Annotated in this window: 15 protein-coding genes and 1 pseudogene; 5 read left to right on the forward strand and 11 right to left on the reverse strand. The window is 42.2% G+C overall.

Features of this window, described 5'->3' with window-relative positions:
* Positions 1–139 precede the first annotated feature (139 nt).
* Positions 140–601, forward strand: coding sequence for a hypothetical protein (locus IQ246_RS19675; protein ID WP_194005025.1), 462 nt, complete (start codon positions 140–142; stop codon positions 599–601).
* Here IQ246_RS19675 and IQ246_RS30520 read toward each other — a convergent pair.
* Positions 593–1,981 (reverse strand): RNA-guided endonuclease TnpB family protein, encoded by a 1,389-nt coding sequence (locus IQ246_RS30520; RefSeq protein WP_194005026.1) that lies wholly within the window; start codon positions 1,979–1,981, stop codon positions 593–595. The two genes, IQ246_RS19675 and IQ246_RS30520, sit on opposite strands and share 9 nt — an antisense overlap.
* Before the next feature lie 66 nt (positions 1,982–2,047).
* Here IQ246_RS30520 and tnpA point away from each other — a divergent pair, with 66 nt between their 5' ends.
* On the forward strand, positions 2,048–2,461 hold the full coding sequence (gene tnpA, locus IQ246_RS19685; protein WP_194005027.1) for an IS200/IS605 family transposase: 414 nt from the start codon (positions 2,048–2,050) through the stop codon (positions 2,459–2,461).
* Positions 2,462–2,626: 165 nt separating this feature from the next.
* Positions 2,627–4,606: pseudogene (locus IQ246_RS19690) on the forward strand (tetratricopeptide repeat protein).
* 273 nt (positions 4,607–4,879) lie between these two features.
* Here the strand turns inward: IQ246_RS19690 and IQ246_RS19695 are convergent.
* The 7 genes from IQ246_RS19695 to IQ246_RS19725 form a co-directional block, all read right to left on the reverse strand.
* The gene (locus IQ246_RS19695) at positions 4,880–5,140 is read right to left on the reverse strand and encodes a hypothetical protein (RefSeq protein ID WP_194005028.1); all 261 of its coding nucleotides are present in this window, start codon (positions 5,138–5,140) and stop codon (positions 4,880–4,882) included.
* Between the two features lie 256 nt (positions 5,141–5,396).
* Positions 5,397–6,914, reverse strand: coding sequence for a catalase (locus IQ246_RS19700; RefSeq protein WP_194005029.1), 1,518 nt, complete (start codon positions 6,912–6,914; stop codon positions 5,397–5,399).
* A gap of 345 nt (positions 6,915–7,259) precedes the next feature.
* A complete protein-coding gene (locus IQ246_RS19705; RefSeq protein WP_194005030.1) occupies positions 7,260–8,627 on the reverse strand; it encodes an alkaline phosphatase family protein in 1,368 nt (455 codons plus the stop codon).
* 103 nt (positions 8,628–8,730) lie between these two features.
* Positions 8,731–9,954: a metabolite traffic protein EboE gene (gene eboE, locus IQ246_RS19710; protein ID WP_194005031.1), complete on the reverse strand. Its 1,224-nt coding sequence runs from the start codon at positions 9,952–9,954 to the stop codon at positions 8,731–8,733.
* Positions 9,955–10,051: 97 nt separating this feature from the next.
* Positions 10,052–10,981 (reverse strand): UbiA-like protein EboC, encoded by a 930-nt coding sequence (gene eboC / locus IQ246_RS19715; protein ID WP_244142094.1) that lies wholly within the window; start codon positions 10,979–10,981, stop codon positions 10,052–10,054.
* Between the two features lie 126 nt (positions 10,982–11,107).
* Positions 11,108–12,016 carry a TatD family hydrolase gene (locus IQ246_RS19720; RefSeq protein ID WP_244142095.1) on the reverse strand — a complete coding sequence of 303 codons (909 nt, stop codon included), beginning with the start codon at positions 12,014–12,016 and terminating at the stop codon, positions 11,108–11,110.
* 94 nt (positions 12,017–12,110) lie between these two features.
* A complete protein-coding gene (locus IQ246_RS19725) occupies positions 12,111–12,992 on the reverse strand; it encodes an EboA family metabolite traffic protein (protein WP_194005032.1) in 882 nt (293 codons plus the stop codon).
* Positions 12,993–13,447: 455 nt separating this feature from the next.
* Here IQ246_RS19725 and IQ246_RS19730 point away from each other — a divergent pair, with 455 nt between their 5' ends.
* Together IQ246_RS19730 and IQ246_RS19735 are read left to right on the forward strand one after the other, a co-directional pair.
* Complete coding sequence (locus IQ246_RS19730; RefSeq protein ID WP_194005033.1) at positions 13,448–14,650, forward strand: 3-dehydroquinate synthase; 1,203 nt, start codon at positions 13,448–13,450, stop codon at positions 14,648–14,650.
* 101 nt (positions 14,651–14,751) lie between these two features.
* On the forward strand, positions 14,752–15,351 hold the full coding sequence (locus tag IQ246_RS19735; protein WP_194005034.1) for a Uma2 family endonuclease: 600 nt from the start codon (positions 14,752–14,754) through the stop codon (positions 15,349–15,351).
* 51 nt (positions 15,352–15,402) lie between these two features.
* On the opposite strand, the gene IQ246_RS19740 is transcribed toward IQ246_RS19735, so the two are convergent.
* The 3 genes from IQ246_RS19740 to treZ all read right to left on the reverse strand — a co-directional run bounded on the left by IQ246_RS19740 (position 15,403) and on the right by treZ (position 21,951).
* Positions 15,403–16,914, reverse strand: coding sequence for a trehalase family glycosidase (locus IQ246_RS19740; RefSeq protein ID WP_194005035.1), 1,512 nt, complete (start codon positions 16,912–16,914; stop codon positions 15,403–15,405).
* Between the two features lie 155 nt (positions 16,915–17,069).
* Positions 17,070–19,865 (reverse strand): malto-oligosyltrehalose synthase, encoded by a 2,796-nt coding sequence (gene treY, locus IQ246_RS19745; protein WP_194005036.1) that lies wholly within the window; start codon positions 19,863–19,865, stop codon positions 17,070–17,072.
* Between the two features lie 226 nt (positions 19,866–20,091).
* Positions 20,092–21,951: a malto-oligosyltrehalose trehalohydrolase gene (treZ, locus tag IQ246_RS19750; protein ID WP_194005037.1), complete on the reverse strand. Its 1,860-nt coding sequence runs from the start codon at positions 21,949–21,951 to the stop codon at positions 20,092–20,094.
* Positions 21,952–22,182 lie beyond the last annotated feature (231 nt).

The following is a 22,182-nucleotide window of genomic DNA, read 5'->3' on the forward strand; positions in this document are numbered from 1 at the left end:
GTCAGTTCAACATTGCTGACCACTTTTTCTTTTCAGTGACTTTTCACCTGACCAGATATGTCAATTTTTTATCCATACTTTTCTAAGTATTATTTTCTGCTTGCTTATTTTTAGTCTAAACTCCAGTGGGCAAGGTGGCGTGGGTAAAACAGAGTTAGCTATTCAATACTCATGGCAATATTTAGAAGATTATTCTGGCGGGTGTTGTTGGTTAAATCCTCAAGGAACTGATTTAGGAATCCAGTTAATCAACTTTGGAATAGTTCATTTCCCTAACTTTGATCCTCCTGAGCAATTAGATGCAACAGGTAAAGTTTTATATTGCTGGAAGAATTGGCAAGCTGAGAAAGTTTTATTGATATTTGATGATGTCAAAGACTGGATGCAAATTAAACCCTACTTACCACCTAAAGGTTCTAGGTTTAAGGTGTTGATTACCACTCGTCTAAATACAGGATTAGCATATCCATCACTGCCGTTAGGTGGATTGTCAGAAGATGCAGCCTTAGAATTATTAGCAAAGCTATTGGGGGATGAATATGTTCGACAGGAGACGGAGTTGACATCTCCTTCGGTTTCTAACCGAAGGATTCTAAACTGATGTTGCTACGGGGTCTAAAAGACCCACTCCGCAACGTTTGCGATATGATTTGGATAATCGCGTAAACAAATCAATTCGTTGTGGCACTGTCAAAATTGCCCTACTCACCTCGGCTAGATTTAACCCTAGCTGTGTGGCTACTTTTCGCATGATGTTGGCGCTACCATTGCAGTCTGCATTGATGATAAAGCCATCACGACTTTTATATAATCCTCTCTCTATTCGTTTTCCTGAAGCTTTCCACCCTTGTGGCTTTTCGCCATGCTTGGGCAGGGAGTCGCAATCAAGAAAAGATGCCTTGCTGGTGTATGCCTCTTCGGTAATTGTTAAGTTAATCCCATACTCTGGGCAAAGTTGTTTCAGCCTCTCAATTAATCGACTAGTAGGGATAACAACAAAGTTTTGATTGTTGCGTTTACCCATGTTGGAATTTTGTTTTTGTCCAGTATTCCACCCGATAACAATATTGCCTACTCGGTCGTTAAGACACTGATTAATAATGAATCGGGCTGCTTTGTTAATTGCATCTCGCATTTGATTATTCCGTTTGCATTGGACTCTATCAAGGTTAGAATCCCAATAAAAATCTGATTTTCCTTGCTTGTATTTAGCAACTAAACGCGAGTATCCTTGATTCAATGATCTGAGTTTACGACCATCAATAATTAAACTTTTTCCACGGGTTGAGACACCTGTTAACCAATTAGATCCGCCGTGGTCAAAACTCCATGCTTGCGTGTAGTCTAATTGGGGATTGTTTTCTATTGATTCTTTGCCATCATCAATTACCCAATCAATCCATAGTTGCCCGAAATTCGGTCGTACTGTTACTTCCTTAACCCAAGATGAATCAATAAAATCCGGGAGATATAATTTAATCTCAGTCAGTAATTCTGGTTTACTCTCTTTACTGATTGAAGGCTTGAAATATCCCTCATTAAAATTTAAAGCCTGACGCGGAAACGTAACAGCCGCTAGCCCTCCTTTTTTACGATACTTTGGCAAAGATGGTTTATCAACCTCACCATTGTAATAAGCCTTTACCAGCCCGTTGTAAGCTGTAATAGACTCACCAACTGATTTTAACGTTTGTTGTGCTGATTGTGCAGCCATTGCTTTGTAATGCACATTCTGCTTGAGAATTAAATCTAATTCTGGGTAAGTTGTGCTGCATCTATAAGTTTTCCAACCACTCCGCAAGTCATCGCTATACCAATAAGTAGTGAAAGCATTATCATTTTCTTGTAGCTTGGCATAATGAATTTTCTTAGTTTCATACAATGCACAATTTATCAAGCTATTAGCATTCTCACACTGGTTTAACCAAAAAGCTGTTTCTTCATCATTGAATTTAGCTCTAATTGAACAGGTTTTGTACACTTGCTTCTACCTCCTACATGTTTTACTATAATTGTTGTCAGAGCCAAAGTCAAAAACATTTAATTAGTGGCTAAACTATCACCATCAGACCACGAATATAGGCGCACGAATGGCTCAGTTTCATCTTTGAACTACCATTTTGTATTTGTTCCTAAACGGCGAAAAGCTGTCCTAACAAAAGAAGTAGCACAGCGTTTACAGGAAATTATATTAGAGTTAGTAGTTGAGCATGAGTGGAGGCTTATCGCCTTAGAAATAATGCCAGACCATGTTCACTGTTTTTTAAATGTCCCGACCCATGAATCCCCTGCTGATGTAGCTAGATGGATTAAAGGCAGGGCATCACACCATTTAAGACGTGAATTCCCACACCTGAAAAAGCTTCCTTCTCTCTGGAGTCCTAGCTACTTTGTTGCCTCTACTGGCGCAGCAAGCACAGAAGTTGTGAGAAAATATATTGAAAATCAAAAAAGTAATTAGAACTAGAATGCCTGATAAATCAGGCGAATAGCTTTCATCCCCCGGCTAAAAGCCGGAGGTTCTCAGCATAAGTACGATAGCAAAAGGAATTTGTAAATTAATCCGTTATTTACCCATTGCACTCTACCAAATAGCGGGGCATAGTCAAAACCGAGGAGAAATATGATGCTAGCAGACATTCTCGCACGGCTACAGAAGCAAGCATCAGCAGGTGAGTCTGGTGTAGCAGCAGCTTTTGAGTTGAATTGGCAAAGCTTAGAACCAGAAGCACAAAAATTGGCTTGTCTGTTGAGTTTGTTTGCTTTGGCTCCTATCCCTTGGTCTTTGGTAGAATCAGCAGCAAGTTTTAGTGATTTGGAATTTGATTTAAAAGCTAACTGCACTATTTTAGTTGAGCGTTATTTGCTGCAAGAATTGGCAGAGGACACCTACCAAGTTCACGAACGCATTCGGGAATTATTGCAGCAGAAGTTAGAAGATTTGGCTGAAGCTGATGAAGTTAAGCTCGGCTATTGTCAAGCAATGATAGCAATAGCAAGGAATATTCCTCAGACACCCACATTAATAGAAATTGCTCAAACTAGCCTTGCCATCCCTCACCTTGCAGAAGTTGCAACAGTTGATCAAGATTGGATCAGTAATGAAGATTTAATTTCGGCTGTTGTTGGCTTAGGTAGATTTTACAAAGAAAAAGGGACTGATGAGCAAGTTATACTGTGGTACGAGCAAGTTTTACCTTGGTATGAACAAAGTTTATTAGCCACAAGAAAACGCTTTGGGGAGGAACACCCCAATGTGGCAACTAGCCTGAACAATTTGGCATTACTCTACAAATCGCAGGGAAGGTACAGCGATGCCGAACCTTTGTTAATACAAGCTTTGGTGATGAGAAAACGCCTGCTGGGCGATGAACACCCCTCTGTGGCATCTAGCCTGAACAATTTGGCATTACTCTACTACTCACAGGGAAGGTACAGCGATGCCAAACCTTTGTATATCCAAGCTTTGGCGATGAGAAAACGTCTGCTGGGGGAGGAACACCCCAATGTGGCAACTAGCCTGAACAATTTGGCATTACTCTACTATTCACAGGGAAGGTACAGCGATGCCGAACCTTCATTAATCCAAGCTTTGGCGATGAGAAAACGCCTGCTGGCGGATGAACACCCCGATGTGGCATCTAGCCTGAATAATTTGGCATTACTCTACTATTCACAGGGAAGGTACAGCGATGCCGAACCTTCATTAATCCAAGCTTTGGCAATGAGAAAACGTCTGCTGGGGGATGAACACCCCGATGTAGCATCTAGCCTGAACAATTTGGCAGCACTCTACAAATCACAGAGAAGGTACAGCGATGCCGAACCTTCATTAATCCAAGCTTTGGCAATGAGAAAACGTCTGCTGGGGGATGAACACCCCGATGTGGCATCTAGCCTGAACAATTTGGCATTACTCTACTATTCACAGGGAAGGTACAGCGATGCCGAACCTTTGCTAATCGAAGCTTTGGCGATGAGAAAACGCCTGTTGGGAGATGAACACCCCGATGTGGCATCTAGCCTGAACAATTTGGCATTACTCTACTATTCACAGGGAAGGTACAGCGATGCCGAACCTTTGCTAATCGAAGCTTTGGCGATAAGAAAACGCCTGTTGGGGGATGAACACCCCGATGTGGCATCTAGCCTGAACAATTTGGCAGCACTCTACTATTCACAGGGAAGGTACAGCGATGCCGAACCTTTGCTAATCGAAGCTTTGGCGATAAGAAAACGCCTGTTGGGGGATGAACACCCCGATGTTGTATTCAGCCTGAACAATTTGGCAGCACTCTACTATTCACAGGGAAGGTACAGCGATGCCGAACCTTTGGCGATGAGAAAACGCCTGCTGGGGGATGAACACCCCTCTGTGGCAAGTAGCCTGAACAATTTGACAGCACTCTAAAAATCACAGGGAAGGTACAGCGATGCCGAACCTTTGTATATCGATGCTTTGGCCATGAGAAAACGTCTGTTGGGGGCAAATCATCCCAGTACAATAACCATTCGTGAAAATCTGGAAGAGTTGCGGCGGAATCGTCAGCCTTGGTTCAGGAGAATGGTTGCTTTTGTCTGGCGTTGGTTTCAGGAATTTAGGTAATCTGCACCGGCTGCATTACTCGCCTGGGATTCAAATCTTAGTCTAATAAGCTAATCGGCATTTAAGTTGCATAAAAGCAGCGCTGAAGCCCCTACTACAAACGAATCATTCTGGAAAAATGAATGACGATTAGCTTAAGTAGGCAGAATAATTAATTACACAATGTCATTGCCAATGTAGTGAAGCCAAATAATGCGATCGCACAACCTAGAACTACTTCTCTAGGATATGCTCTGCGAAGGGTGCGATCGCAATAACTGTAAATATTTTTGTTTATCTATTTAATGAGCCTCTGAACTCCGTCAACGAGGCTTTTATCTCCGTTAACGGGTTATAGAGATAGCGATCGTGGTTAATTGCACTATCTTTTACATCACATTCCACAGGATTTGAACCTAAATCCCAAATAGAAGATGTTTGTTTAATGCTAGTAATAATAATTTTTCCATTTTCTTGAATAATCTCAAATTCTTGGCTTTCTCCTAATAGTTCTTTAGGGATTAATAAGCCTTTTTCTGTTGCTGTTAATTTCATATTTAATTACCTCGATTTATTTTGTAAGTTAATCAAATGAATTTGCTTTAGGGCCGACAAGATGCCATTGGTGTCAACTTAACAGGGCGGTTAGAAACCGCGTCTACACAGACAAAACCCGCCTGCGCGGGTTAAAAACATTAATTTTCTCTTAGTCCGCGTAGGCGGACTTTGTTTGTATAGCCGCGAATTCTATTCGCCAGGGCTTAAGTTGATACCAATGACAAGATGCCCACCCCACAAAATTGGATAAGGTTTACCAGTTACCTACAGGTTGAGCAGTAGCACCCAGCATTGAGGGATCGGTTGAAATACCTAACTTTTCAGCTACACGACGACCATAGGAAATATCTGCCCGGAAGAAGTGGCAAAGTTGACGCATTTGGATGTCTTCCCTTGCTTGAGAGAGACTACCGACAATATTATGAGCCAGACGTTCTTGCTGTTCAGGAGTCATTAACCGATACAGATTACCTGCTTGGGTGTAATCGTCGTTTCCTTCACGATGACTGTAACGATCAACTGTGACATCACCCAAATGACTAGGTGGTTCTGCATAAGCTGGATTTTCTTTGGGCGTACCCTCAGCACTATTCGGTTCATAGTTAGGAGCGCTACCGCCGTTGTTCCCCGATGCCATAAAACCATCTCGCTGATAATGCATCACTGGACATTTGGGCTGGTTGACGGGTAGTTGCTGGTAGTTACCACCTAAGCGATACCGTTGAGCGTCTGGGTAAGACATAATGCGAGCTTGCAGCATTTTATCTGGAGAGAAACTCACACCAGGAACCACTGCACTAGGGCTAAAAGCGGCTTGCTCAACTTCGGCGAAATAATTCTCAGGGTTCCGATTTAGCTCTAGTATCCCAACTTCGATTAAGGGATAGTCTGAGTGCTTCCAAACTTTGGTCAAATCAAAGGGATTGTCTGGATGTTTTGAGGCTTGCTCCTCGGTCATCACTTGAATACACATCCGCCATTTGGGATAATCTTTTTTAGCGATCGCCTCAAACAAATCGTGAGTCGCATGATCGGGATCTTCGCCCTTAATCTTAGCCGATTCTTCCTCTGTCAAGGTTTGATGCCCTTGTAGCGTCTTAAAGTGAAATTTACACCAAACGCGTTCACTAAGTGACTCTGAAAGAGTATCGCCCTCACCATTAATCAAGCTGAAGGTGTGGCTACCAAACCCGTCCATGTGGCGATAGGTTTTGGGAATTCCCCTGTCTGAAAACAGGATCGTCACCTGGTGAAGCGATTCTGGACTGAGTGACCAAAAATCCCACTTGGCGTTTTGGTCTTTGCAATTGGTTTGGGGATTGCGCTTTTGGGTATGGATAAAATCAGGAAACTTCAGGGGGTCGCGGATGAAGAAAATAGGGGTATTGTTGCCTACAATATCCCAGTTGCCTTCCTCAGTGTAGAACTTGATGGCAAAGCCTCTAGGGTCACGCTCAGCATCTGCTGAACCTTTTTCTCCCCCAACTGTAGAAAAGCGCAGGAGAATTTCAGTTTTTTTGCCAATTTCAGAAAAAAGTTTGGCTTTACTGTAGCGAGTGATATCGTTAGTGACCGTAAAAGTACCGTGAGCAGCCGCACCTTTAGCGTGGACAACCCGCTCAGGTATACGTTCTCTGTTGAAATGAGCCAGCTTTTCCATCAGGTGGAAATCCTGCATTAATACAGGGCCACGCGGGCCGGCGGTAAGTGAATTTTGGTTATCGGCAACAGGGATACCGTCAGCAGTGGTCAATTTTTGGGGTTCAGTCATGGGTAAAGAAGTTCTCCATTGAGTTACTCAGATTGCCCAAAGTACATTTTAGTTAGCAAACAGACAGATAATCATTAGCTAGAGCTAATTAAATCGTAGTCATACCGAGTTTATATTTAAATCATAATGGGTATGACTATGATTTGCAACCAATTTTTTGTATCTAGGACTTACGCAAGTGTCATATTTTTAACGCCAGAGGTTGTCCAGAGTCAAAGGTCAAAAGTCCAAAAAACCTTGACCCTTGACCCTTGACCCTTATACCCTTGACCCTTGACCCTTGACTCTTATACCCTTGACCCTTGACCCTTATACCAGAAGCCTTGTGTGCCAGTTGCGTAAGTTCTATAAATGTTTGAGAATCAACGAGCAAACATCTGTTGCTTCAATTCGGTTTGTATCAAGTAGCTGACTTTGATGGGTGATCAATAGAGGCCCTTCATCTGGAGAAGTGGTGATGTTACCGTGAGAGCCACGTACCAAGGAAGCATCTAGAGGAATCACGTCCATTAGGTAGCGAAAACCTAATTGTTTTTTAAGTAGCTTGAGAGCAATTTTTCCTTGAGGAAATTTAATTTGCGGATCAAGGAAAAGTTCTACAGGATCGTAACCAGGTTTACGGTGGATATCTACAGTTCTAGCAAAATCAGGCGCTTTATGATCATCGAGCCAATAATAATAGGTAAACCAAGCATCAGACTGAGCGATCGCAATTAACTCCCCCGATCTAGGATGAGCAAGGTGGTAGGCTTGCTTACCTTCTTCATCCAATACCTGGGCTACGCCTTCAGTCGCTTCTATAATAGAGCGAATTTTTGGGATATACGCCGGATCATTGACATATATATGAGCAATTTGATGATCAGCTACGGCAAAAGCAATGCTAGCACCAAAATCGAGCAGTTCTCGCCCTAATTCTTCCCGCACAGCAATTAAACCATTTTCCCGTAATACGCGGTTTAAATCTACTGCTTTTGAAACTGGGGTAATGCCATACTCAGAAAGAATAATTACCTGAGTATTACGTGCTTCATAATATTCAATTAGATTGCCACAAACAGCATCAATTTCTTGCAAATCTGCTTGGTTCTGTTTTTCATCGTTACCAAATCGTTGCAAACAGTAATCTAAATGCGGCAGGTAAACTAGTGATAGTGTAGGGCTGTAGCGTTCGTCAATCCATTTTGCTGAATTAGCAATCCATTGACTAGAACTAATAGAAGTTTTTGGCCCCCAAAAATCGAACAGAGGGAACTGACCTAAATCAGATTGTATTGGCGATCGCACATCACTAGGATGGGTATAAATATCAGGTAGTTTTCTGCCATCTGCGGGATACATTGGACGCGGTGTAATGGCATAATCTGCCGAGGAATACATGTTGTACCACCAAAAAAGGTTAGCACAAGTAAAGTTTGGATCAATGGATTTAGCTATATCCCAGACTTTGGGAGCCTGCACTAGTTTATTAGACTGTCGCCAAAACTTCACTTCACACTCATCGCGGAAATACCAGCCATTAGCCACAATCCCATGCTCATCAGGCAATTTTCCTGTTAAATAAGTAGCCTGAACAGAACAAGTCACAGCAGGTAATACTGGTGCGACGTTTACAACTTGCCCTTTAGCAGCCCAAGAAGATAAAAACGGTGTGTTTTCTCCTAGTAAGCTAGGCGTTAATCCCACGACATTTAGAACAACCGTTTTCTGCATAAACTTAATCCTCTTTTATACCAAGTTTAAAAAATAACTAGAAATGCGCAATAACTTATCTCTACAGATTTAAACCAGAAAACCCAGCTTAAATCTTAATTTATTAATTACGAATTAATTTTAGTACCCATTCATATTCCCGCTGAATAGAAGTCAGTAAATCTATCTTCATTTCTAATGGCAATACATCCCAAGTGTAAGTCTCAATCTCTAAATGTTGACAAGCATTATTTGTTTGAAGTAGATGTAAAACAGTAGCAATGTCATCTTGTGTAGACTGCAAAACTTGATAATCATGAATAAAAATTGGCACATGAAAATGAGTGCGCCATTCTTCAGCTAAAGATTGCTCTAAATGTGGTAATGCGTTTATTAAGTCAGGATAGTGATGGAGTGTACCGTCACTTTGACGTTCTATTACTTGGTGAAGATAAGTAGATTCAGCAAATGGGCGTAGACGCTCAACTATTAGACTCCGCTTTTCAATTTCCGCAGGTATTTTTACTTTAATCGCCGCACTGATTTGAATCTTGCCAATCTTAATTCCAACTGATTGTAAACGAGCAAACACAGACTTTGGTTCTTCATATTCAACTGAAAAATGGCAGGTGTCATAGCACAGACGAACATGTTCTAGCAATTTAGTTTCTGCTAAATTCTGTTCAATATTTAATTGTTCTGATAAATAATTTCCGCCAATGGGCAATAACCAATTTTGAAAAAAATCAATTACTTCTGAAGTATTTTCAATTAATCCATCAGGCTCAGGTTCCAAATCAATATGCAGCAATTTTCCTGTTTCTTCGTGGATGCGAATCATTTCCATGACAACTGATGCGATATTAAAACAGCTATTTTTCAGAACTGTCTCGCACATCGATTTGTCTTTCTCCCACCAAGGTTTATAGGATAAAGGTAGTGTAGAAATTCCGCCATCAAGACTTTCTGGTAGGAGAGTTGCTAAAATTTTAGTCAAGCTTAACGTGTAATTAAACCGTTCCTGAGTTGACCAATCTGGTGCATAAACATGGTCTTTTACTACTTGTCGATGAAATCCCCCATAAGGAAATCCATTTAAGGTAAAAACATATAAATCTTCTTGAGTTAGCCACGCTTGGAATTGAGCTAAATTATTGCTTTCTAAAAGTTGTTTTGCGGCTGTATTTGCTAACCTCAAGCCAATCCCGAATGGTTCTGTAGGTGATAAACGTGACTTGAGTTCAGGAATATATGTTTCTAAATTTGCAAAAACCTCAACCCAACTTTCACCAGGATGAATATTGGAGCAATAAGTTAAGTGAAAGTTGTTGTTTTTTGTAATCTTCATTTTCTAACTTTATGCCTGATAAGGGTATATATTAGCTTTTGACCTTTGACTCTGGACAACCTCAACGAAAAAAATATGATTCTTGCATAAGTCATGTTTAAGTAACAGCAAATATTTGTGCTAATTTCATTGAAATTGGTAGCAAAAGTAGAACTAATAAACCGTAATACAAACCAGCAAAACCAGATGCAACAGTTGCATCTAAGATAATTAAAGACAACACGCCTACTTTCACAGCAGTTCGGATTTTATCGGCTACTGGCTCACGTGCAGCTTGGATAAAATTAGGAACTACTCGAATAGCTAATAAAATAGCAAATGGTAATGCTGCGATCGCAGTATAATCTTCTAACAATCCTAAAGCTAAAACTGCTGTCAAGACTATAGCAATCAATAGTAGCGCTATTACTCCCGTTATCTTTTTGCCTCCGTGAACTTCTCCCTGACTAATTGCAGTGATCGCAGCAATGTAAATAACAGGAATCAACGCTAAATACCAGCGTTCCAATACTATTGCTGGTACAGCACTAACACCTAACAATAAGTTACTACCACGGCACAAACCCATATTCAAAGGGCCAAAAAAAGGATGATGTTTAGCGATCGCATCATACAGCAGTGCTGAAAAAGTTATGATTATGGCGATCGCACCACTCAACCAAGAGACTTGAAAAGCCGCTACAATCCCAATCGCCAACAATACACTTCCCAATAAAGTAGCATTCTGACGAGACACGCGACCACTGGGAATTGCTCTATTTGGTCGCTCTTTTCCATCTAATTCAGCATCGAAAACATCATTAAAAACTATACCGCCGCCGTATAAACCAGTTGTAGCTAATAGCAACCAAGCTAATGGAATTAGAACCGCAAGAGTTGTTTCTCCATTAATTAATTTATCAAAAACAATCCCACCAGAGGCAGCAAAGCCAACTAGAATATCAGCCCAAGCTGTAACAATATTGGCAGGACGCATTAATTCTAAATAACCACGCCAGCTTTGAAAATTAAAGCTTGCAAAATTCATTTTTATACATCCTTAATTACTAATTTCTCGAATTGCTATAAATAAAACCACAGATAAACACAGATGAATTATCTGCGTTCATCTGTGGTTACAAGTACTCCTTGATTGATGTGCATATATGGTTTTCTACTCAATCAGCACATAATCTGAAGTTGATTTGATTCCTGGTTCCTGGCCCCGCAATACAGAATTGCCATTGAACATCTGACGCTGATCAACGGATGCGGGATTAAGCCAGTCTGATGCTTGCATTTGCCCAGTTTGACTATAAGCAGCTAAAGCATTCTCGTAACAAACTGCTTGTACATGTTCTTCAGGAATGCCCCTTTCTAACATCAACTGAGCCGTTTTCGGGACTGCTAAAGGATCGCTAATACCCCAATCAGCACTACTATCCACAATGATGCGTTCTCGTCCATATTGACGGACAATCTCCACCATTCTGGCGTTACCCATTTTCGTCTTTGGGTAAATGGTGAAAGCTGCCCAAAAACCGCGTTCTAGTACTTCCTCTACGGTTTCTTCGTTGTTGTGGTCAATAATTACTTGTGAAGGATCTAAGCCATATTCGACGCAGCGATCCATGCTGCGGCTGGCTCCCTCTTTCTTGTTGCGATGTGGTGTATGAATCAGCACCAGCATATCTAATTCTTTAGCTAATTCTAATTGTTGACAAAAGTATTTATCTTCTGCTTCTGTCATGTCGTCATAGCCAATTTCGCCAATAGCAACAACTCCCTCTTTACAGGCATAAAGTGGTAGCAGTTCTATAACTTCTGCTGCTAGTGCTTCGTTGTTAGCTTCTTTTGGGTTTAAGCCAATTGTGCAGTAGTGTTGGATGCCAAACTGACTAGCACGAAACCGTTCCCAGCCCACAAGACTGCTGAAGTAGTCTTTGAATGTGCCGGCGTTAGTTCGGGGTTGTCCTAACCAAAAGGCTGGTTCAATGACGGCGACAATGCCATATTCTCGCATTACTAGGTAATCGTAGGTAGTACGGGAACACATGTGAATGTGAGGATCGATGTACATCATGGTGTAGTTTTATGATTGGGGATGGGGCATTGGGCATGGGGCATTGGGCATGGGGGATTGTTTTCTTGCTCCCTTGTTTGTTTCCTAGTCCCTTTTACTTGGAGACGCAGAGGCGATCGCGGCTGAAACTGCTCCAAGTTAGATGACCTTTTTGAATAGATGACTGTAAATCTGGGTAACGGTAGAGTAATGCTTGGGCTTCGGCTAAAGGCGATTGAGCACAAGCTAGGGCTGCTGCTTCTTGCTCGGCTATATCCCCATCAGTTAGCACTTTTTCTAAATCGGCAATTATTGCAGTGTCGGCAAATCGCCCCACAGATCGCCAAAGTTCTGGCGTAACTGAGCGTTTGGCTGCCCAACGCTCATGGGCATAGTTTGTCAACATTTTTGCTAATTCTGGGTTAGCACGGCGATCTAGACCCCAGATCAGATGCAAAGGACTGTCTACAAACACTGCCTTCAGCACCATCTGATTCCAAGCAGCATCGTCTAAATAATCCGCAGGATAAGGGTTTCGTAGTGCTATGGATTGGAAAACATTACTCATATTGCTGCGAATTCCCTCAGCAGCGCGTTGGCGATGTAACTCCGGGTGTGGCAATAGAGGCAAACTTTGATAAAGGACAACTAACTCTCCCATATCGGCAGTAGTGAAGACTTTATCAAGCGATCGCACGTACTCCTGTGCATCCTCATGGGGCAAAGCTAAAAGCAAGAGTGTGCGAGCTGCTTGATCTATACTCCAATTACCAGGAAACCAACCGGGGAGCACTTCCTGTGCTGCTTCCAAATCTTGAGATGTTAGCTGCAAATCCTCTTTACCTAAATAACGCGGCACAGCACTAAAAGCTGTGAAAAATACTCGCTCAGCAGCGCCGCTAGCAATCTGCGCCTGTTTCTGTTCTAGCCAGGCATTAGCTTTCTCTGAAGCAGACTGTAACAGCCAGTGATGCAGTAACTTGTTTACCCTACTCATGATTAGTTCAGGAGAAGTTTTCCAACGGTTTTCTCTAAGAATACAAGTATAAAACTTGCCACTAAAATTGATACCTTCTTATTATACGAGTTACAGAATATATTATTAAGATAATATATTTACTGAATCTATAAAAATCTACCCACTTTAAATAAGATACTGTAAAGATGTCATTTTAACTATTGTAAATCTGGATTTAGCTTAATAATAAGCTTTAAGCTTTATGCAATAATGATATTTATTGCAAACATGCTAGTAAAAATCTACGCGTCAAATAATTTTGCGAATAAATGTTATTTTTTAATTTTATTCGTTCGGTAGAAAACATTTACAACCCATAATTTATTACTTCTGAATCATTTCCAGCTTCCAACTCTGGATTAATTTTCAGTGTGTAAAGTTGTAATTGTAATTGCACATTGAGATACAGCTAATTAAAAACTAATACGATAAAAATGTACACTAAACAAAAGACTAATCTCAGCCTACAACCACTAAACCAATGTGTCCGCGTCACCTTTAACTATGATGTTCACTTTACTAGAGGATTGTTTCAGTTAAACAATCCTTTATTAGCACAAGTGATTGCTGCAAATGGCGAGACAACTCCCAAGAAAGTGTTGGCAGTAGTAGATGGAGGACTATTAGAATACCAAGATGAATTGCTCCAAAAATTATCAGTTTACGCCCAGAGTTATGGAGATGTATTCACTCTGAGTAGTGAACCGATAATAGTTTCAGGTGGAGAAACAGTCAAAAATGAACCAAAATTCATCGAGCAAATTCATCAGAGTATTAATATCGCCGGATTGTGTCGTCATTCCTACGTTTTAGCAATTGGAGGTGGGGCTGTACTCGATATGGCAGGATATGCAGCAACAACTGCTCACCGAGGAATTCGGTTGTTGCGAGTACCAACTACAGTATTAGGGCAAAATGATTCAGGTGTAGGGGTAAAAAATGGAATCAATGCCTTTGGCAAGAAAAACTTTCTTGGCACATTTATGCCACCTTATGCTGTATTGAATGACTTAGATTTTCTGACCACTCTTGATGATCGAGATTGGCGATCGGGTATTGCTGAAGCGGTGAAGGTAGCGCTGATTAAAGATGCAGATTTCTTCGATTTTATTATGACTTATGCCGATAAATTGGCTAACCGAGACATGGACATCATGGAAAAGCTAATCTATCGGTGTTCCCAGTTGCACTTAGAGCATATTGCTGGTAGTGGTGATCCTTTTGAAATGGGTTCATCGCGTCCTTTAGATTTTGGACACTGGGCTGCTCACAAACTGGAACATTTAACGAATTACAGTTTACGTCATGGTGAAGCTGTTGCGATCGGCATTGCTTTAGATAGCACCTATTCTTATTTAAAAGGGTTAATTTTGCAATCAGAATGGAAAAGGATTTTAGGCACACTCAAGAAGTTAGGATTCACTTTGTACGTGTCTGAATTGGCAGAGCAATTACATCAACCAGATCATCCTCATTGTTTATTTAGAGGACTGACTGAGTTCCGTGAACACTTAGGGGGAAGATTGACAATTACCCTATTAGAAGGAATTGGACAGGGAATGGAAGTTAATCAAGTGGATCTGTCTTTGTACAAAGATGCTATTTTGATGCTACGTGATTGGGAGCTTTCGCATTAATTCTGTATATTTAATTGGAATTACCTAAGTGCGATCGCTCCACTATGACGGCGTTAAAATAAACCCATAACAGACCAAGGTCTTATCTGAAAAAATGACCGATGACTTACACTCCACCCAAACTGTTAACTTTCGAGCAATTCATAACGGAATATGGGGATAATCCCCACTACGAACTCATTGACGGAGAACTGCGCGACATGGAGCCTACAGGCCCTCATGAAGAAGTTTCAGGGAGCATTGCTGGTAGAATCTATGTCGAAATTCTTCGTTCTAATTTAAACTGGCTGATTCCCAAAACTTGTTTGATTAAGCCACCTGCTGCGGAAGCGACAGCACTACGTCCTGATGTGATTGTTATAGATAAAGCAGAACTTAACAAAGAACCGCTTTGGCAAAAGGAGCCGATTATTTGTAATGGCAATACAATTAAACTTGTTGCGGAAGTTGTTAGCACAAATTGGCAGGATGACTATGCTAGAAAAGTCGAAGAATATGCTTTTCTAAATATTCAAGAATACTGGATTATAGATTTTCGTGGTTTAGGAGGCTTGCAATTTATTGGTAATCCTAAACAACCTACTTTTACAGTCTGCCAATTAATTAACAGTACGTATCAGCAGCAACAATATCGTTTAGGAGATGCAGTTACATCTTACCTGTTTCCAAACTTGCAACTCAAACTTGACGACGTTATGTAGACGTTGCATTGCAACGTTATGTAGAGACGTTGCAATGCAACGTCTCTACTCTTATAAATTTAATGTTGCCAGGAGTTCTAGAATCACTCCATTAGTCCAGCCAAAACCAACTTCGTTGGAACTGTAGCCAAAACAAATTTCATCGGAGACGTTGGCAGAACAGTGTTCAACATCGTATTTTTCAACTAAGGTTTTGTGACGCTTAAATTCCTCAATAACCATCACAAGGAACTTTTGGGCAATGCGATCGCCTTCTTGATGATACCCATAGCGGTGAAGTCCCAGAACTGCAATCAACGTTAGGGGTGCCCAACCGAAGGGAGCATCCCATTGATTACCTGTGACGCGAGTACTGGTAAAAATTCCTCCTGGTGCTTCAAACAAACAGAGATTTTCGGCGACGCGTTGGGCTTGTGCATCTGAGGCTAGTCCCATCCATAAAGGATAGAACGTAGTGGCAAACTCGTAGCGGCGGCGTTCTCCGCTTTGGAAGTGATAATCCAGATATAGTCCCTGTTCTTCATCCCAGAGACACTGATCGATGCGATCGCGGCGGATATCTGCCCGCTCGCGCCATTGCTGCACCAGTTCTTCGTTACCTAGTATATCGTTAATTTGCGCCAGATCTTGTTCCATCTGATACAGCAAACTATTGAGACACACGGGAGCATAATGGAGGATATCAACACTGAAAGGGCCGAATCGGTTAGTGATATCAAAACCGGACTCACGCATGGTGCGATCGCCTTTGTAAAAAAGGTGGGTTAGTTCGTCATTTTCTCGGTCGTAGTAAAGACTGACATCATAATCATCAACCTCAAACGTTTTATAGTATTCCTTAACGCGATCATAATGGCTCCTTCCTTGCTCATCCTGCTCGGAGAACAAGACTTCTGGCGCAGGGCCTTCCCCGAAAGCATAGAATCGGGACAAACCTGTGGCAGGATTCAGGTGGGGCGGTACTACCCAGTAGTAGTAAAATTGCTCAAGCAGTGGTACGGCTGATCTGAGCCACTCTTCATCCTGGGTGTGCTGGAACAGCGCTAAAACCATCATGCTGAGGACGGGGGGCTGCGATCGCGACAACATGTAAGTCCGGTTGGAATTCAGGATAGTGCCGTAATGCTGCACTTGGTACAGTAGTTGATCGACTTGGCTTTTTGCTAGCTCCCATTCCTCATCCCGCAACAGCCCCAACAGGATAAAGTAGCTGTCCCAGCCATACATTTCGTTAAAGCGACCACCTGGTACGACATAAGGCCCTGGTAGGTATAGCAACCCATGATCTCGAATCGCCTCAACTTCGGTTGGTAGAGTGCGAATTTCCATTTGTTGCATCTCTTTGGGAGACAGCGATCGCTCCAACACAGTTTGAACGTTAGGACAGTCTTCTTGGGGCGAAATGTAGACAATCCAGGGAGTCTCTGTTTTGTGGTCTAGCTTGGTATCTTTTGCAGATTGTAACAAGTGTTCGTGCGATCGCGTCAACGTTTTCCACGTTTTTTTTATATGGGCCCGCACGACGTCAATCTGTGCAGTTGCAAGTGCTGGTGGAGTGGTCATAATATCATTTTCAAGTTTACGGGGTGTTAAAGAAATTGTTTTTTTAAACGCAGAGGGACGCCAAGGAAACCCCAGAGGAACCCAAAGTTTTTAAGGAGTTGCTGAATAAAAAATATTCAAAACTCTTACTCTCTGGGTGAGACAGATTCATCTTTTCACTCAGCACTACTAACCAACAGAGCAACTGGAAAATGCGCTAGAGCTGCTCCTATGGATAATGTTTCTTTAGCCTGTAAGGGTTGCTGAGTTAAAACGTTTTTCCAGGTGAAGGAACCGGCGGGTAATTTCAGGTGGGTATCTTGCCATACCGACTCGCCTAAGGGATATTCTCCAGGTTGGATGAGGCTGGTGAGAAAGCGAGGCGCGATCGCGATCGCTGTTTGATTCCCCTGTCGCCGCGCAAAGGCAATAATATGATTGGCATAAGTTCCCTGAATTTCTAATGGCAAATAGTCGCCATCTTGAAATAATGAGAGATAGTCTCTTCTCGCCTTTAGTAATTGAGTCGTTAAAAACAGTTTGATTCTGCCATCTGTTGTGTGGCTCAGCAACTCCTGAATTAAGATGAGAATGTCTGTCTTTGCCTGCTTTTGAATGGCGCTCAAATAAGCTCGTCGCTGCTCAAAATCTACGGTACGGCGGTTGTCTGGATCAACCAAACTCAACTCCCAAACTTCGGTTCCCTGGTATAAATCAGGCACACCTGGTGCAGCAATTTTCAGTAAAGTCTGGGAAAGGGAATTGAAAATACCATAGTCCGCAATCTTTTGTTGAAAGGGGCTAAAGGCTTCTAGAAATTCTGCTGAGATGGAGGAATCTAAAACCTTCTCGATAAAAGAGGCACATGCTTCTTCGTATTCGCTGTCAGGTCGCAACCATGCTGTATGGACTTTTGCTTCCCGAATTGCTTTAATTATGTAGTCTTTAACTCGTTCTACGAAAGACTCATGTTCTTGTTCGCTAAAGGGAAACGCGCCCACCAGCGTTTGATATAAAAAATACTCGTCATTACGATCTGGTATTGCAAAGCCTTGGCGCTCGCTGCGATGTCCTCGATTAATCGCACTCCAAGTATTTACCTGCTCCTCCCATTCATCTGGGATTTCCGATAGCACATTTAACCTTGCTCGCACATCTTCACCGCGCTTGGTGTCGTGGGTAGCTGTGGTGTTCATCGTGTGGGGCCACTTTGCTTGGTGCTTTTGGTTAAAGCGATGAAAGTCGGCTACTTTGATGCCAAAATGACTGGGATTACCTCCCACTTCATTGAGCGACAGCAAACGGTTGTAAACATATAGCGTGGTGTCTTCTACACCTTTCGCCATTAATGGGCCGCTGTATTGCTGCATCCGTAGTACAAAGTATATCCACTGATCACGTTCTGTCTGAGTCAAAGAGTTATCAAACTCCAGTACCATCAGCTTTTCGATAAAGGTCAACTCATGCTGTAACAAGGGCGTTTGTTCTTTAGCCTGGCGAATTACTTCCTGAATGCAGGCGCGATCGCCATCCTGAATCCCATCGGGAGTAATATAGGTGCGATAAATTGGAAACAAAGTCAACACTTCGGCGATCGCTCTTTTTAATCCATTCAGTGTAAAGTCATTGCCATAGCGATATTTGCTAGAAATATTCTTCAACAACAGAGCCAGATTATCAATGTCACCTGCTAAGTTCTTTTCTAAAATCAGGTGCTTTTTCTCCTTGACCAGTGATGGATAATCTACTCTTGAACCAATAAAATTATGGTAGATTCTATCGAACCGTGATTCATTTTCACATTGGCAAAATACGCCATTTACATAGTTCAGAAAGTCATATCCAGACGTACCTTGAATTAACCAATTTTCTGGCAAATTTTCGGTGAGTTCCAAAATTTTCTCAACAGTAATATACACATCTCCCATCTTTTCCTGGAGACGTTCTAAATACTGGAATGGGTTATAAAGTCCATCGATATGGTCAATTCGCAACCCAGTAAATTTTCCTTCTTCTACCAACTTTTGAATCAGACTATGAGTGTTATTAAATACCCGCAGTTCTTCAACTTTAACGGAAATTAGTTCGTTGACAGTAAAGAAACGGCGGTAGTTCATTTCTTCTGCTCCCACCTTCCAAAAGGCGAGACGGTAAAACTGATCATTCAGTAATTCATCTAGGAGGTTAAAGCTATCTGAATTGCCTTTTTCGCCATTAAAAACTTCCAGATTTTCGTCAACAAACTCGCGGATGGCATCGTTGGTGCTGTAGAGTTCCCAGACTAATCCTTTAATAAATGCAATTTGGTCTTGTCGCTGTTTACCCGCAACCTCTGAAGGCACATTTTTGAGAATGTAGAGAATCCCCAATAGCTTAATGAAATCAGGATGATTGCGTCCCAGTGTACGCGTGAGTTTGCCCAAATTGTGGGTAAGAAATTTGGTGTAAGACTCTAATCGCAGCGGCAATTTCAAGCTGTAATAGTTCACGGTTAAACCGTTTTGTTCGTATTGGAGCTGAATGTCTCGGTTTTCCAAAGATACACCGTAGAAGTCTCCCAGCAAAGGAGCCAAAACTCGCTCTTGGCGATCGCCAAATGGAGCATTCCAACTTAAATCAAAGTAGTCAGTATAGCTGGAATCTGGGCCGTGTTCTAATACATCCACCAAGTAATGGTTTTCGCTGGTATACGCCATGTGATTGGGTACAATGTCTTGTAACCAACCCATACCAAGGGCTTGTAGTTCACCAACTAGCGCATCAAATGACTCGGTAGTTCCTAATTCTGGATTTAGTTGAGTGGCATCTACTATATCGTAGCCATGCGTACTACCAGATCGTGCCTTGAAAATGGGAGAAGCATACAGATCGGAAATGCCTAAGTCTGCTAAATAAACGGCGATCGCTCTAGCGTTTTCAAAGCCAAACTGAGGTGTAAACTGAATTCGATAGGTTGCGGTGGGAATTCGCATAGATTTGTTATTTTAAGGAATTGACAGTCAATCCGATTTTGGATTTTGGATTTGAGATTTTAGATTGACTGCACCCATAAAGGGATGCAGCTTGGGGATTTTAGATTGATTCCGCCCACAAGGGGCGGGGCTTGAACCAAAAACAATCCAAAATCCAAAATTTAAAATCTAAAATTCGGAGGGTCATACAGCGGCTTCTGGTAAGAGTAGAATCGCATTTCTACTCCTATTTCCTGTCTCCTGTCTCCAGTTCATACAACACTATACTGGTGGGTTGCAGTTTCAGATCCTGCCCTACAGATAGATGCTCAGATGCTTGGGAACCAGGCCCGGCCCATGATGTATCTGCTGAGTCTAATTTTTTCTGAGCATGGCGCTGACTTGGTAGGATTGTTGACACCAAAGAGGAATTAAAATTCATCACAAATATCAATTCACTCGATTCGCACCAACGACGCACTACAACCAACTGCTTGTTTTCATCGCTAGTCGCTTCCATGAAATTGCGGTCTTGTTTAAGAAGTACCGGATGCGTCTGGCGTAAATGAATTAACTGGCGATACCAATCCCACAAAACTTTGTGCTTACCTTCATTGCGTAATTCCCAGTTGAGTTTACAACCTAGGAAGGTTTCCGCAGATTCGGGATCTGGTGGATCGTCTTCATAGTGAAATGCTTCAAATTCTTCTCTGCGTCCGGCTCGAACCGCTTGAATCAAATCTGGATCAGAGTGACTGACAAAGTACATGAAGGGTGCAGGTTCCCCGTATTCTTCTCCCATGAACAACAGCGGTAAGTAGGGTGACAACAATATAGCCCCGGCTGCCAACTTTAATCCTTCAAATGATATCCGCTGGCTGAGGCGTTCCCCTTTCATCTGATTACCAATTTGATCGTGATTTTGGATGCAGACTGCAAACTGTGATGGCGAGCGATCGCGGCAAGATATACCATGAAATCGCTGACGATGCGGAGCGTATTTCCAATCGTAGATAAAAGTATCTGTATAAGCTTTGGCCAAATCCGCACATTGTCCAAAGTCTTGATAATATCCTTGGCGATCGCCCGTCAAAACTGCATGTAATGCATGGTGAAAATCATCACTCCATTGGGCATCCAGTCCGTATCCACCCAGTTCTGGCGGACGAATTATTTGCGGATTATTCAGGTCACTTTCGGCAATTAAGTGGCGTTTCCATTTTTGCCCTTGTGATAAATTATCAACTGCTTCAGCCAGTTCCCACAAAAAGTGTTTGGCTCCCAGGTCATAAATTGCCTGAATTGCATCGAGCCGCAATGCATCAATGTGGAATTCTTGCAACCAATACAGCGCATTTTGGATGAAATAATTTCGCACACCCTGACTAAGGGCATCATCGAAATTCATCGCATTGCCCCACGGTGTTTTATAGCTTTTAGTAAAGTAGGGCGCAAACTGACTCATATAGTTGCCTTCTGGGCCAAAGTGGTTATATACCACATCTAGCACTACAGCAATGCCGTGTTGATGACAAGCATTCACCAGTTGCTTGAGATTCGCTGGACTACCGTAGGAAGTTTGCACAGCATAAGGGTAAACGCCGTCATAACCCCAGTTGCGGTATGTCAGAGAAGCTTCAATATGTGTATCTCCTGGAAACTGGGCAATGGGCATGATTTCAATGGCGTTAATCCCCAGTTCTTTCAAATCCGGTAGGCGGGAAATAATGGCGGTAAAGGTTCCTTCAGGCGTGAATGTACCAACATGGAGTTCGTAGAAAATCATCGACTCCAGTGGAATTCCAGCCCATGCTTCATCTGTCCATTCAAACTGTTGATCAACAATTTGAGACGGCCCATGCACCCCTTGCGGTTGATACTGCGATGCTGGATCGGGGAAAGCATTTTGGTCATCCAAGATATACCGATACAGCGTGCCCGGATACACATCGTTCACCTTTGTCTGCCAATATCCCTCTGCTTGAGGTTTGAGCGGAATTACTTGCTGCTCTGGCATCAAAATTTGCACCGCGACACTGTTTAATGTTGGGGCCCAAACTGTAAACTCGCACTCTTCCTTACCCAAGTAGTGAGCACCAATTTTCACGCAGTATCCTCCCATTAGAATCATGTGTTATGCCGCATGACATGAGTGTAAATTTCAAGTTATTGCACTTTGTTTACAAACACGCCAGATAGCATAATGGTTGTTCTAATAGACTTTTGGCTAGCATCGGAAGGTAGAATTTTTTACCGAAAAATTCTACCTATGGGGATGGGGGATGGGGCATTGGGCATTGGGCATGGGGCATGGGGCATTGGGCATTGGGCATTGGGC

Source organism: aff. Roholtiella sp. LEGE 12411, assembly GCF_015206995.1.
In the GTDB taxonomy this organism is placed as follows: domain Bacteria; phylum Cyanobacteriota; class Cyanobacteriia; order Cyanobacteriales; family Nostocaceae; genus Komarekiella.